We start from the raw sequence: 13,502 nt of genomic DNA on the forward strand, positions 1-13,502 counted from the left end.
ATGGATGAATATTGAAAAGAAATAAATATTCGAAATAAAATAAAAATCCCTTATAGCAGTATAAGGGATTTTTATTTTTAATTAAGAAGTTACTGTTTCTTGAAGACTTTTAGACAATTGAACATCGACTTTTTCAGCATCATGAATATGATTCATAATAGTAGTATTTAATTTTTGGAACATTTGTTGTGTGTTAGCGAATTCTCGTAATATGTCATCATTACAAGACTTTTGGTTTTCAATAGCCTTAATAACATTTGTAGCGCCATTTTGTAACGTTTGAATCATAACTAAAATATTTTCAATTCTAGCGTTTGTATCGGCGCTCATTTCTACACCTTCATCGACTAAATGTAAATTATCTTTTGTATTATCGTATGCTTTTTCAATTTCTTCTTGAATTTTTTTCGTTAAGTTGCCGATGTTTTTTGTGCTTTCTGCTGTACTTTCCGCTAGTTTTCTTACTTCATTGGCAACGACAGCGAATCCTTTACCGTGCTCTCCAGCACGTGCGGCTTCAATACTCGCATTTAAAGCAAGTAAATTTGTTTGTGCTGCAATGTTTTGAATGACTTCTACAATTTGCTCGATTTCTTTTGAGCGTTCGCTTAGATGATTCATACTATTAGACGTGCGTTGAGATTGTTCACCTAATTTATTAATTACAATAAGTAAGCGGTGAACGGATTCTTTTCCTTCATTAGAGCAGTCAATAATTTCTGAAATAGACTGAATTAAGCTTTGTTCCTTTTGCAACATTTCATTATTTAACTCATTGGAATGTGTCGTACGTGTTGAAACATTTTCGAAACATGAACTTAATTGTTGAACTAAATTTTGGAGTGTATTGTGTTGGTTATTTACAAGTTGATGCTCTTGTACAACGCTTTGTACACGATCGTGGATAGTAGAAATAGTCTCTTGTTTTTCAATATCTTTTTGTTTCAATTCTGCTTCTAATTCTTGTATACGCTCTTCTAATTGAGCAATTGTATGTTGGAGTGATTTCTTTTGAGTAAACATATATTTATTTCAACCGCCTTCAAAAGTTATATTTTCTCTATATTTGGATTTTAGCATCTTTTGTATTTTTTAAATATAGGAATTTTTAAATATTTAAGAATCTATTACATTTTATTCATAATTCTCGTTTTTTCGTCACGAAAAATAAACTGTATTTAATCGTTTTGTAAACAAACTGTAAAATAAATCATGTATAACTGTATAAGAAGGGAGTCGGATTATGAACTATTTTAAGCGAATCAGTAGTCTAGTATTAGCAGGAATTATCGTTCTTTCTAGTACAGTCGCTGTAAAAGCAGAGTCAAACGACGAGAAACTTAACAACATGCAACAGCAATTGCAACAAAACGATGCAGAAATGCAAAAGAAAGAGCAAGAGAAGCAAGCTGTTAGTAAAGAAATTAAAGGTATCGAAAACGAACTACATAATTTAAATAATACAATTGCAAAAAATAAAGAGGATCAAGCTGCTATTCAACGTAAAATCGATGAAACACATAAGCAGATTGAGCAAAAAAAGCAAGAAATTGTCGTTTTAGAGGATAAAGTCCTTGCTCGTAAAGATATTATGAGAAAACGTATGGTTTCTGTTCAAAACAGTTCAAATACAAGTTTAGTAGTAGAAGTTGTGGTAGAGTCAAAAAACTTTGCAGACTTCTTACAACGTATGAATGCAGTTTCTACTATTCTAGAAGCTGATAAAGAAATTTTACGTCTACAAGAACAAGATCTTCGTCAAATTGAAGAAGATAAGAAAACAATTGACGAAAAAGAAGCATCTTTAGTAGTAGACAAACAAAAATTAGCAAAAGCACAAGCTGAACTGCAAGATAACTTGAAAAAACGTCAAGATAACTTACAAGTAGTTCAAGCTAAATATAATCAGGTTGCAAGTCAACTTAATTTAGCTGCGGAAGAGAAAGCTAAAATTGAGTCAAATATGAAGGCAGTACAAGAAACGATTGCTCGTGAGCAAGAAGCAGCAAGAATCGCAGCGGAAGAGCGTGCAAAAGCAGAAGCGGCTGCAAAGGCTGAGCAAGAAGCTTTAGCGAAAGCACAAGCGGAAATTGCTGAAAAGCAAAAGCAAGAAAAAGCTAGTAAACCAGCTGAACCAGTTGTTAATAATAATTCGAAGGTAGAACCTGCACAACCTGAACCACCTTATAAGCCAACTGCTGGTGGGAAAGAAATTTATGTAGAAGCTACAGCTTATACAGCTGATCCAGGGGAAAATGGTTATGCGCCAGGTCAACAAGTATTTTCTGCATGGGGACCAGGTGGTAAAGGTTATAATCTAACTGCAAACCCAGGAATGAAATTAATTGCTGTAGATCCAAATGTTATTCCATTAGGTAAGACTGTAAATGTTGAAGGTTATGGAGTAGCAATTGCAGCCGATACTGGTGGGGCTATTAAAGGGCATAGAATTGATGTTTTAATGCCAGATAAAGGTTCATCAAGTAGCTGGGGCAGAAGAACAGTTAAAGTTACAATTTTAAACTAACAAGTAATCCAACTTTACAATACGTAGAGTTGGATTTTTTTATAATATTAATGTTAAGTTGAGTTTACATTTTGTTAAGGGTAGCATACAATAATGGTGAGAGGTGGTAAATTTGACCATTTTAAACAGAGTAAAAGAATTAAGAGCTCGTTTTAATTTTACGCAAAGTGTATTAGCAGAAAAGGTTGGAGTAACGAGACAAACAATTGCTGCAATTGAAAAAGGGGATTACGTTCCTTCATTGTTATTAGCACTTACGATTTGTGATGTGTTCCAGTTAAAGATGGAAGAAGTGTTTGTTTTAAATAAGGAGGGGGAAGAGGATGAATAGACTCGTATTTTCCTATATGCTAAATGTACTTTTAATGGTATTAGCAGGTTGGGCTTTTATTGAGTTATATTATTTTACTATTGAAGTCGCTAATTTTATTCAAACGAAGAGAGTACCATTCGAAGTTTCAATAAGTTTAATACCGTTCGGGTTACTTTTAACATTTGGTATTGTATCGACTGTTATTTATAAAATTCAAAAGAAAAAATATAAAGAGCTCTCGTATTGGATGTTTCCACTATTATTTCCTCAAGAAGATGAGCGTGAAAAGGCAATTACAGAAAAGGCTTGTCGTACTACATTTATGTCATTATGGTATGTGTTGCCTTGTGCAGTTGGTTTTTTAACTCTTTCTCCAATTGTTATTCTATATGTTCCTGCATATCCGATATATATTGCATTTAGTATCTTCTTTATTCAGATGACGATCTTTCACGTATCACTATACAGAAATAAATTAGCTTAAAAAGAAACCTTCTTGCACCGGCAAGAAGGTTTCTTTTCAGCTAATACTTGTACATATAGCGATATTATTTTATCATTTTATATAGAGTAAGATTTTGTAAGGGAAAGGAACTGTGTATGAATAAGCAAAGAATTTATAGTATAGTAGCAATTCTGCTATTTGTTGTAGGTGGCGTATTAATTGGAAAGCCATTTTATGATGGATATCAGGCTGAAAAGAAACAGACTGAAAATGTGCAGGCTGTTCAAAAGATGGATTATGAAAAGCATGAGACGGAATTTGTAGATGCTTCCAAAATTAATCAACCAGACTTGGCGGAAGTAGCGAATGCATCATTAGATAAGAAACAAGTAATTGGTCGTATTTCGATTCCAAGTGTTTCAGTAGAACTGCCTGTTTTAAAAGCTTCTACTGAAAAAAACTTATTATCAGGTGCAGCGACAGTAAAAGAAAATCAAGTTATGGGAAAAGGAAATTACGCATTAGCAGGACATAATATGTCTAAAAAAGGTGTTTTATTTAGTGATATAGCTTCTTTGAAAAAAGGCGATAAAATTTATTTGTATGACAATGAAAATGAATATGAGTATGCGGTTACTGGTGTATCTGAAGTAACTCCTGATAAGTGGGAAGTTGTAGAGGATCATGGGAAAGATGAGATAACGCTTATTACATGTGTATCTGTAAAGGATAATTCTAAGCGTTATGTTGTTGCTGGTGATTTAGTAGGAACGAAGGCGAAGAAGTAAAAAAGAAGGTGAACTCTTTAAAGAGTTCACCTTCTTTTTTACTAATGTTGAGAAATAATAGAATATTTTGGTTTGTATTTAAATATTCTTCTATTTATGTATAATAAAGTTAGAATTCTATATTTTGGGAGGAACAAGAGTGAGACAACAGGTGAAGAAGCTTCTTTTAACAACGAGTATAGCGTTATTGGTAGCTCCAATTTCAGCTTATGCGCATCCAGGGCGTACAGATGCTAATGGCGGACATACGTGTCGTACAAATTGTGAGAAATGGGGATTACAGTACGGGGAATATCATTATCACAATAAACCAGCTTCTAGTAGTGGTGCAACGAGCCCAGCTCCTAGCCAGAATAATAATAGTGCTGTAGAAGCTGAGAGACAAGGAGAAGCACAGCGCAATACTCAGGCTGAAAAACAACGTGCTGCAGAAGCACAGCGCAACGCTGAGGCTGAAAAACAACGTAATGCAGAAGCACAGCGTAAAGCTGAAGAAGAGAGACAACGTGTAGCCGAAGAACAAAGAAAAGCTGAAGAGGCACGTAAGCAAGAGGAAGCGCAGCACCAAGCTGATATGGAAAAAGGTCAACTTGAAGGTCAAAAGAATGGAGAAACTGATTTTAAAGCAGGAAAAAATGATGCAGAAGTGCACGTAGCTGGAAAATCTGATGCATATAAACAAGCGTTTAAAGCGACTTATGCAGCCGCATGGTCTTTAGAAGAGCAGAAGAAAACGCATTTTGAAAAAGGAAAAGAACAAGGTTTAGCACAAGAGACGATGGACGATAGTCAAGTTGCTCCAGAGTTTAAGGTAAACTTTGCAGACGGATTCAAAGTAGGGAATAAAGAAAGAACAGAAAAAATTGAAAAAGAGCAAGCTGAGTTAGGGGAAAAGACAGGGAAAGAACTAGCTGAAAAGAATCCTGGAAATAGAGAGAAAGAAGTATACGTGAAGGCATATGAAACAGCGTATGAAAAAGGCTATAAGTCTACAAAAAAGGCAGTAGAAAAGGCTGGCTATAAGTATGCATTTGAAAACTATGATTTAAAAGTTCCTGCTAAGTATGAAAGAAATGAATTGTTAAAGAAATGGTTTACTGAAGGATTTAAATCGAATAAAAAAGCAGCGGAAATTCGAGAAGAAGGGTATAAAAAGGGAGACAGCTGGTTCTCATTCTTCTATAAGAGTTTCGTACCAAGTGAATATAAAGAACATAAAGAGCTGTACGAACAAGCAATAGAAAAAGGTAAAACGGCATAAAAAAAGATGAGGAGAAATTCCTCATCTTTTTTAATCCATCCATTTCACTAATTTCTTAGAAATTAATAATAAAACACAACCTAATACAATTGCCACAGCGCCAATAACAGTGAATACTTCAGCGTATCCAAGTGAGGTTGTGAAGCTTGCAAGTTGTCCGCCTAAAATGTTGGCGATACCTGAACTTGCTAGCCATACACCCATTAGTAAAGATGCTAATTTTACCGGAGCAAGCGCACTAACCATCGATAGTCCGACAGGTGATAAGAATAGCTCACCTAACGTATGGAAAAGATACGTAAAGACGATAAATAGTAAGTTTGCTTTTTCTGTAATGTTATGTTCATCACTACCTGTTTTTAATGTAGCGATAACGAGAATGATATAACCGATACCAAGCAAGATCATACCAAGTCCCATTTTAGTTGGGATTTTTAAATCACCGCGCTTGCGAGTTGCAAGTTTTGCCCATAATGCAGAAATGACTGGAGCAAGTAAAATAATAAATAATGGATTGACCGATTGGAACCAAGATGTTGGAACTTCCCATCCGAACACAGAGCGGTCTACAAATTTGTTTGTATATAATGTTAACGAGCTACCAGCTTGTTCAAAGCCAGCCCAGAAGAAGACAACGAAGCATGTTAAAATGACGATAACTGCGGTACGCTGTTTTTCTTTTTTTGTTAACGGTGTATCTCCTACTGATGGTTGTCCATCTGTTGTTTGTAAATCGCGAGTTGGTTTTTTACCGATATCACCAAGGAAGCGATTTGATAATGTTGTAAATAAAATTTGTCCAATAATCATTCCGATTGAAGCGGCTAAGAAACCGTAACGGAATCCGTAATGTACAACGCCATCAACTGTTGTTTTGAATAAATTTTCTGATAAAAATCCGCAAACGAGTGGAGCTAAAAATGATCCGACGTTAATACCCATATAGAAAATGGTAAATGCACTATCACGTTTTGGATCGTTCTCTTCGTATAATTCTCCAACCAGTGTAGAGATGTTCGGTTTGAAGAATCCGTTACCGATAATAATAAGCGCTAATCCGAGGTATAGGCCTAATTGGTTTTGCAAGGCAAATAGTGTAAGGTTACCGATTGCCATTGTTATACCACCAATTGTGATCGCTTTTCTTCTACCTAGAAAACGGTCTGTTAAGTATCCACCAATCATTGGTGTGAAATAACAGGCTCCAGTATAAAATCCGTAAATAGAGAGTGCCCATGCGGGACTAAACCCAAGACCACCGCTTACTAAAGCTGTCGTTAAATATAATGTTAATAATCCTCGTAATCCATAGTAACTAAATCTTTCCCACATTTCTGTAAAGAAGAGTAAGTATAAACCTGGAGGATGTTTCTTTTTTCTTTGTTGTTCTCTTTCTAGTTGTATCGTTGATTCCATGTTATTTTCCTCCTGACACAAACAAAAACAAAGTTAATAATTTTGTACATTTAATATTTTACCTTATTAACTATTATAAGTCAATAAAGGTTGATTTTTCAGAAGAAATTGGAAAAGAGGGATAGCTATAGAATGGGTGTTTCTTTTATGTTAGACTATGGACTATGTTTTCTTTGTTAGGAAGCGGATTATTGCACTTTTTTATATGTGAAATTGATTTCATAAAAGATGAAATTAAAGAAGGAGAAACAAATGAAATTGTTACAGAAAAAAGAAATTTTACTGATTAGCCTTATGTTATTCTCGATGTTCTTTGGAGCGGGGAATCTTATATTCCCACCTTTCCTTGGGTATGAAGCAGGAGAACATGTGTGGATTTCATTAATAGGATTTATTATATCAGCAACAGGTCTTCCTATATTGGGTGTTATCGCTATTGCGAAAGCGGGAAGCTTTCAAACGTTAGCGGGTAGGGTTCATTCTTCATTTTCCATTATTTTCCTATGTATCGTGTATTTATTTATTGGACCAGGTCTTGGTATACCACGTGCAGGAAGTTTAGCTTTTGAAATGGGACCAGGTCAGTTCTTCACAGAGTCGGGAAGTGTAGTTTTATTATGTTACACGGTTATTTTCTTTAGTATTGTGTACTGGTTAAGTTTATCACCGTCTAAATTAATGGGGTTGTTCGGAAAAGTTTTAACACCGTTATTATTAGGTATGATTGCCCTTATTTTTATAAAGAGTATATTTACATCAGTTGGCAGTGTGAAAGAGGCTGCTGGAAACTATGGACAAGCTCCTATGTTCCAAGGCTTTTTAGATGGATATTTAACGATGGATGCGCTAGCCGCTTTAATTTTTGGGATTGTTATTGCAAATGCTCTTCGTGCAAAAGGTGTTGAAGATGATAAAGGTTTAGCGAAATATATGAGTATTGCTGGAATTGGTGCAGGACTATTATTATCTATTATTTATGTCATCCTTGGATATGTTGGTTCAATTAGCGGTTCGTTAGGTACATTTGATAATGGGGCGAACGTGTTAGCGCAAGTTATGACTACATTATTTGGGCAGGGCGGAGTCGTTTTATTAGGTCTTATTTTTACTATCGCATGTTTATGTGTTTCAATTGGACTTGTTACGTCTTGTAGTCAATTTTTTGCGAGTGCATTTCCGAAAGTATCTTATAAAGTGTGGGCATTTATAGTAAGCGTTGTTAGTATGATCTTAGCTAATTTAGGATTAACGCAAATTTTAAAAGTATCAGTACCAACTCTTGGATTTATTTATCCAATTGCATTAACGCTTATTATTCTAGGGTTATTCCATAATTATATTGGGAAGTATGCATACGTATATGCAGTAACTGTTTGGATTGTAGCAATATTTAGTGCAATCGATATTTTCAATAAAAATGTAATGATGAATCAGTGGACGTCGGTATTAAAATACATTCCGTTTTATACAGAAGGTGTTGGATGGATTGTTCCAGCTATTGTAGGCATGTGTCTTGGTTTCATCGTTAGCATTGCTTTAAATAAGAATAAATGAGTAAAAAGGTGTTTTCCTATTTTGGGAAGACACCTTTCTTTTTTTGGAAAAATACTATTGAAAATGAATAGACTAAGAGTATGATAAAGATAATTGGTAATATATAGGTTTAATGAAAGTTACGAATGAGGGGGTAGCATATGAAGAAGGATTTGGATAAGAAAATAGAAGCACTCGAAACGGCAATTGAAACGATTCAAGAAGCACTTGCTGAATTAAAGGTGAAGCAAAGGGAAATAGAAGTAGAAAACGCTCAGCAACATGTTAGTAAGGATAAGAAAGAATATATTGAAACGGTAATGGAGGAAAAGCCAAAAGAAGAAATAGTTAAGATAAAAGAGTCTTTGCAAGAACGTGAGGTAAAACAAGTAGATATATCTGCTTTTAAATCAGAGCCATTTAATATTATTAAGTTTTGTCAAACGTGGTTACCACGTGTATTTGTCGGTATTATGTTGCTTGGAGTGATCTGGTTATTTAAAGCAGGGGTAGATGCTGGTTTATTAACACCAGCGATACGAATTGTGTTTGGTATCGCATTATCTATCGGGTTGTATTATATAGGAGATATTCAAATTAAAAGAGAGCGGCAAGCGTTAGGATTAGTATTAGCTGGAGGAAGTATTACCGGGATTGTTCTAACAACGTTTGCAGCACATTATTTATATGGATTTATTCCGGCAAGTGTCGCGTTTCTCTGTAATATTGCATGGGTTATTTTAGGTATTTATTTAGCGAAAAGATATCAATCGGAATATCTCACTATTTTCGTAGCGGTCGGAGCGTTCTTCGTACCATTCTTGTTAAATAGTACGACTCCTAATCCTTATATTTTCTTTGGATATGAGACAGTATTAACACTTAGTTTATTATGGTATGCGTTGAAAAATCGTTATAAATACTTATATATGATTTCTTACGCTGTTGCTGCCATTGTCCTTTTCGTTTTCTTTGCTGTTATGTCAATGTTAGTAGAGAACTTGCAAATACAGTTAACGATTGTATATGGTTTGATTCATTTACTATTATTTTGGCATATGTTTACGGAGAGAAGTTTTATACTAGAACCACGTTTGGCGATATTTAGTGCGAATGCAGTGTTCTTTATACTAGCTATTTCAAAAATACCTGATTTTACAACATGGGGATTAATTATTAGTGCACTCGTGCATGCCGCTATGTTCGTATTTGAATATAGGAAAAATAGACATTCTACATTTACAAATCTCTTATTTGGTTTTGCAATGGGAGCATTTAGTTTAGCAATTTTATATGAGTATAGTTTAGTGAATGCAGCGATCGTACTATTGTTACAAGGTTTCCTCGGTATGGTTACTTCTATTAAAGGAAAACAACAGATAAAATTGTATGTTAGTGCGACGGTTTACGCAATTGGAATGATACAGACTATTTTTAGCCCGTTTGATCAATTTATTTCGGCAGGCTTTGTTGCTCATCTTATTTTAATAGGAACATTCTATTATTGCATGAGACACGCGAAAGAAGTGTTAGCGAGCTTCGGCAAATATATGTATTCTATAGTGCTCTATTGGTTTATGATAATTGTATTTATTACAATTACGAGAATCGGTGAAGTTTTATCTACAGATGGAAGCGTAATTAGTGTATCAGTATCGTTATTATGGATGGTATATGCATTATTTGCGGTTTGGTTTGGAAGAAATAGAAATATGAATGAAATATTATATGCTGGTTTAGTCGTTTTAGTCGTAACTGTAGGGAAGTTATTCTTACTTGACTTACCAGAGGTATCGATGATGATTAGGGCAGTGTTATTCCTAATCGTCGGTAGTATAGGTATCGTTATTTCAAGAATGTTTTTCTCGAAGGAAGAGAAGTGAGAAGAAGGCAATCCATGTATGGATTGCCTTTTTTATTATTTCTTATTAATTGTTACAGTTTCATTATATTTCGTTGTTGTATTTTGGCGTAGACGAAGCGTTGCTTGTCCAGTTGTATTTGAATCAATCTGTACATTTACAACTTTCTCAGCAGAGCCTAAGCTGTTTGTTGTGAAAGAGAATGCACTACTATATCCAAAAGCAGATGGCCAAGTGCCGTTTGCATTTTGTACTTTAGCCACTTGTGTTCCTCCAGTAGTGAAGATACCTAAAGAATAGTTGTTATATGTTGTATTAGGTAGTAAGTTGTTTACTTGAATCTTCATTTGGAAAATTTCATTGTTTGGTAGAATGCTAGGGTGTGTAACGACGTAGTCGCTTGTTGTTACCGCACCGTTATAACCGTATGAACCTGGTTTAAAAGTATTTGTATTAAACCATTGATAACCTGCATTTGGTGCACTCCAAGGTTCAGGTTGTGGTTCTGTTGATAAGCTTGGCTTTTCAAATGTTTGTAGAGCTGTAGGTGAATCAAGTTGTAAACCATTTACTTGATCTAAACTTGTAAATGTCTCTTTATTTGATAACCAATTTACGATGTTTTCTAATAAAATCGCATCGTTTTCTTCTTTATAACCATCGTAAGTTTTCTTTGTTTGGCCAGAATCTTCACGAACGTACTTTGGCGTAGCATCTTCAACAGGAGAAGAGTCACCAATAAAGGCAGCTTTTCCAAGTCCTACTTTTGCAATTGCAGCATATGGGCCTTCTGCAATACCACCGCCATTATAAACGCCACTATCAACAGCGTTATTCCATTTTGATGGATTTTCTGGAAGGTAAACAAGTCCTTTTGCTAGTTTTGGATTTGTAATTGCCAGAGTAGAACCAGCATGCATTGCTACAGACGAAACACCTTTTGTAATTCCGAAAGATTGTTCAGGCGATACAATTGTTTTCGCTGAAACATCACCAAGTGCATTGTAGCGGAAGCGAATACCGAAGTTGTCAGAGAGCCAATCAGAGCTTTCTACTCCTTGCATAGCTTGTGAATTTGCTTCTTCATTAGACATTCCTTTTGCTGGATTATCCCAAGCGCCGCGTCTATATCCATTAAATACTTCAGAAGAGTCCCAGCGATTTTTATTACGATCTGCATTGTAATGATCAGCAATAAAGAAGATACTACCACCATTTTTTACATATTGTAACATAGCGTCCTGCTCAGATTTTTTGTAAGGAATATTAGCTTCTGGAACGATAAATACATTGTAGCCATTTAAGTCTTCGTACGTAATAGGTGTTGATTTGCGAAGTTCTTTTACGTGATATCCGTTTTTTGCAATGCCGTTTCCGAAGTCAGAAAAGCCGCCGTCAATAACCCAGTCAGCTGTCCCAGCAGTTTGACCGTGTGTATTATCAAATAATACTTTCTTCCCATTGTTTTGATTTACAACTTTTGCAGCAATTTCAGGAGCTGGGTCTACAGAGCTTTCGGCATAAGTAGACGGTATGAACAAGGTCCCTATACTTAGTGTAATTGCTGTTGCTAAAGAAAATGTAATCCATTTTTTATTCTTCATAGAAGAATCCCCCTAATAATAAATATATGTGCTTTAATAATGTAATTTATTTTTCTGTAAAAATAAAGACGGAAAACATAAAAAATATTAAAAGATTGTAAAAATACCGTGAATTATGTTGAGAAATATTTATATAGATATAAAAACATCCCTTCCAAGTAATAGGGAAGGGATGTTTTGCTTAACTAATTTTTGAGTTAGGTGTTTCATCAATCTTATGAAACCCTTTCATGTAATATACGATTGCTAAGCCGATAAGCCAAATTGGGCCGACAATCAATGCAATTCGTGTATCTTCTGAATAAGCCATTATACCTAATACTAATACAAGGAAAACGAGTGAGAAATATGAGCTTAATGGGTATAAAGGCATTTTATACGATAACTTTTGTTTATTTTGAGTAGGCAAGCTTTTACGGAATTTAATTTGAGCGACTAATATAATTCCCCAAGTCCAAATGGCGCCGAAAGTTGAAATGCTAGTAAGCCATGTAAATACCTTTGCAGGTACGAGATAGTTTAATATAACACCAATGAGTAAAACGATAGCAGTTGCTACAATTCCTTGGCTTGGAATGCCATTTTTATTTAAACGACCAAATCTTTCAGGAGCTTTTTTCTGCTGAGCTAATGTATATAGCATACGGCCTGTACTAAATAAACCACCGTTACAAGAAGAAAGAGCTGCTGTTAATACGACAAAGTTAATAATACCTGCTGCTTTTGCGATACCAATTTGCTGGAATGTTAATACGAATGGACTGCCTTTCTCACCAAGTTCGTTCCATGGATAAATTGCCATCATAACGAATAATGCCCCAACGTAAAAGAGTAGAATTCTCCAAAATACGTTATCAATTGCCTTTGCGAGTGTTTTCTTCGGATTTTGAGCCTCGCCAGCTGTAACACCGATTAATTCAACGCCTAAATAAGCGAATAGTACCATCTGCATGGAGAGTAGTAATCCAGAAAATCCATTTGGGAACCAGCCACCATGTGACCAAAGGTTTGAAATACCAGTAGCGATACCACCGTTTCCGAATCCGAATAAAATAATACCAGCTCCGACTACTATCATACAGATAATTGTGACAATTTTAATGAGAGCAAACCAAAACTCAAGTTCTCCAAATACTTTTACCGATAAGAAATTAAAAGCGCTCATTAACAATAGAGCAAGTAACGCCCAAGTCCAGCGCGGGATATCTGGGAACCAGTACTGCATGTAAATACCAGCTGCTGTAATTTCAGCCATACAAGTAACAACCCATAAGAACCAGTAATTCCAACCAGTAATATAGCCAGCGAGTGGTCCAATATAATCATATGCATATTTACTAAAAGAACCAGCAACAGGTTGTTCAATTGCCATTTCCCCAAGCGCTCGCATAATGAAAAAAATCACGAGACCGGCAATCATATAGCCTAGTAAAATAGAAGGACCTGCTAGTTTAATGGCGGAAGCGGATCCTAAAAATAGCCCAACGCCAATAGCTGAGCCCAGTGACATTAAAGTAATATGTCGTTCTTTTAAACCACGATTTAAAGTTCCAGATTTGTTTGTGTGCTGCATAAGAAGACTCCCCCTTGTAGAGTGAACGATATTTGAATGCGTTTACTAAATATTTAACTATTTCAAATTATAAAACATTTCTATCTGTTATGCTACAAAAATAATCATAATGAACTGTACTACATCTGTACTACATCTGTACTTGTCAGACTTAAACTTAAAATTCGAACTATTAGGGAA

The 13,502-nt window shown here is 35.2% G+C and carries 11 protein-coding genes; 7 read left to right on the top strand and 4 right to left on the bottom strand.

Translation table 11 applies throughout. From position 1 onward, the window contains the following. Window positions 1–81 precede the first annotated feature (81 nt). Window positions 82–1,023, bottom strand: coding sequence for a methyl-accepting chemotaxis protein (locus JFU02_RS22915; protein ID WP_000495034.1), 942 nt, complete (start codon window positions 1,021–1,023; stop codon window positions 82–84). A 220-nt stretch (window positions 1,024–1,243) separates the two neighbouring features. Between JFU02_RS22915 and JFU02_RS22920 the strand changes: the two genes are divergently transcribed. The 5 genes from JFU02_RS22920 to JFU02_RS22940 all read left to right on the top strand — a co-directional run bounded on the left by JFU02_RS22920 (window position 1,244) and on the right by JFU02_RS22940 (window position 5,334). Continuing rightward, a complete protein-coding gene (locus JFU02_RS22920) occupies window positions 1,244–2,527 on the top strand; it encodes a 3D domain-containing protein (RefSeq protein WP_098838586.1) in 1,284 nt (427 codons plus the stop codon). A 112-nt stretch (window positions 2,528–2,639) separates the two neighbouring features. After that, complete coding sequence (locus JFU02_RS22925) at window positions 2,640–2,858, top strand: helix-turn-helix transcriptional regulator (protein WP_201071680.1); 219 nt, start codon at window positions 2,640–2,642, stop codon at window positions 2,856–2,858. Continuing rightward, the gene (locus JFU02_RS22930; protein ID WP_001081106.1) at window positions 2,851–3,324 is read left to right on the top strand and encodes a hypothetical protein; all 474 of its coding nucleotides are present in this window, start codon (window positions 2,851–2,853) and stop codon (window positions 3,322–3,324) included. Before JFU02_RS22925 ends, JFU02_RS22930 begins: the two co-directional genes overlap by 8 nt. 116 nt (window positions 3,325–3,440) lie before the next feature. Further along, window positions 3,441–4,073 carry a class A sortase gene (locus JFU02_RS22935; RefSeq protein ID WP_001041724.1) on the top strand — a complete coding sequence of 211 codons (633 nt, stop codon included), beginning with the start codon at window positions 3,441–3,443 and terminating at the stop codon, window positions 4,071–4,073. Window positions 4,074–4,212: 139 nt separating this feature from the next. After that, window positions 4,213–5,334 carry a YHYH domain-containing protein gene (locus JFU02_RS22940; protein WP_097888649.1) on the top strand — a complete coding sequence of 374 codons (1,122 nt, stop codon included), beginning with the start codon at window positions 4,213–4,215 and terminating at the stop codon, window positions 5,332–5,334. Between the two features lie 30 nt (window positions 5,335–5,364). Here the strand turns inward: JFU02_RS22940 and JFU02_RS22945 are convergent, their stop codons facing one another. Beyond that, complete coding sequence (locus tag JFU02_RS22945; protein ID WP_000446272.1) at window positions 5,365–6,750, bottom strand: peptide MFS transporter; 1,386 nt, start codon at window positions 6,748–6,750, stop codon at window positions 5,365–5,367. 252 nt (window positions 6,751–7,002) lie between these two features. Between JFU02_RS22945 and brnQ1 the strand changes: the two genes are divergently transcribed. Then, window positions 7,003–8,304: a branched-chain amino acid transport system II carrier protein BrnQ1 gene (brnQ1, locus tag JFU02_RS22950; protein ID WP_242488087.1), complete on the top strand. Its 1,302-nt coding sequence runs from the start codon at window positions 7,003–7,005 to the stop codon at window positions 8,302–8,304. Between the two features lie 140 nt (window positions 8,305–8,444). Further along, on the top strand, window positions 8,445–10,166 hold the full coding sequence (locus JFU02_RS22955) for a DUF2339 domain-containing protein (protein WP_201071686.1): 1,722 nt from the start codon (window positions 8,445–8,447) through the stop codon (window positions 10,164–10,166). A gap of 35 nt (window positions 10,167–10,201) precedes the next feature. Here the strand turns inward: JFU02_RS22955 and JFU02_RS22960 are convergent, their stop codons facing one another. Further along, window positions 10,202–11,749 carry a DNA-binding protein gene (locus JFU02_RS22960; protein WP_201071690.1) on the bottom strand — a complete coding sequence of 516 codons (1,548 nt, stop codon included), beginning with the start codon at window positions 11,747–11,749 and terminating at the stop codon, window positions 10,202–10,204. 181 nt (window positions 11,750–11,930) lie between these two features. After that, window positions 11,931–13,322, bottom strand: coding sequence for an amino acid permease (locus JFU02_RS22965; RefSeq protein ID WP_001164897.1), 1,392 nt, complete (start codon window positions 13,320–13,322; stop codon window positions 11,931–11,933). Window positions 13,323–13,502: the final 180 nt, after the last annotated feature.

Source organism: Bacillus sp. TH13 (assembly GCF_016651175.1).
GTDB classification, from domain to species: Bacteria; Bacillota; Bacilli; order Bacillales; family Bacillaceae_G; genus Bacillus_A; species Bacillus_A thuringiensis_S.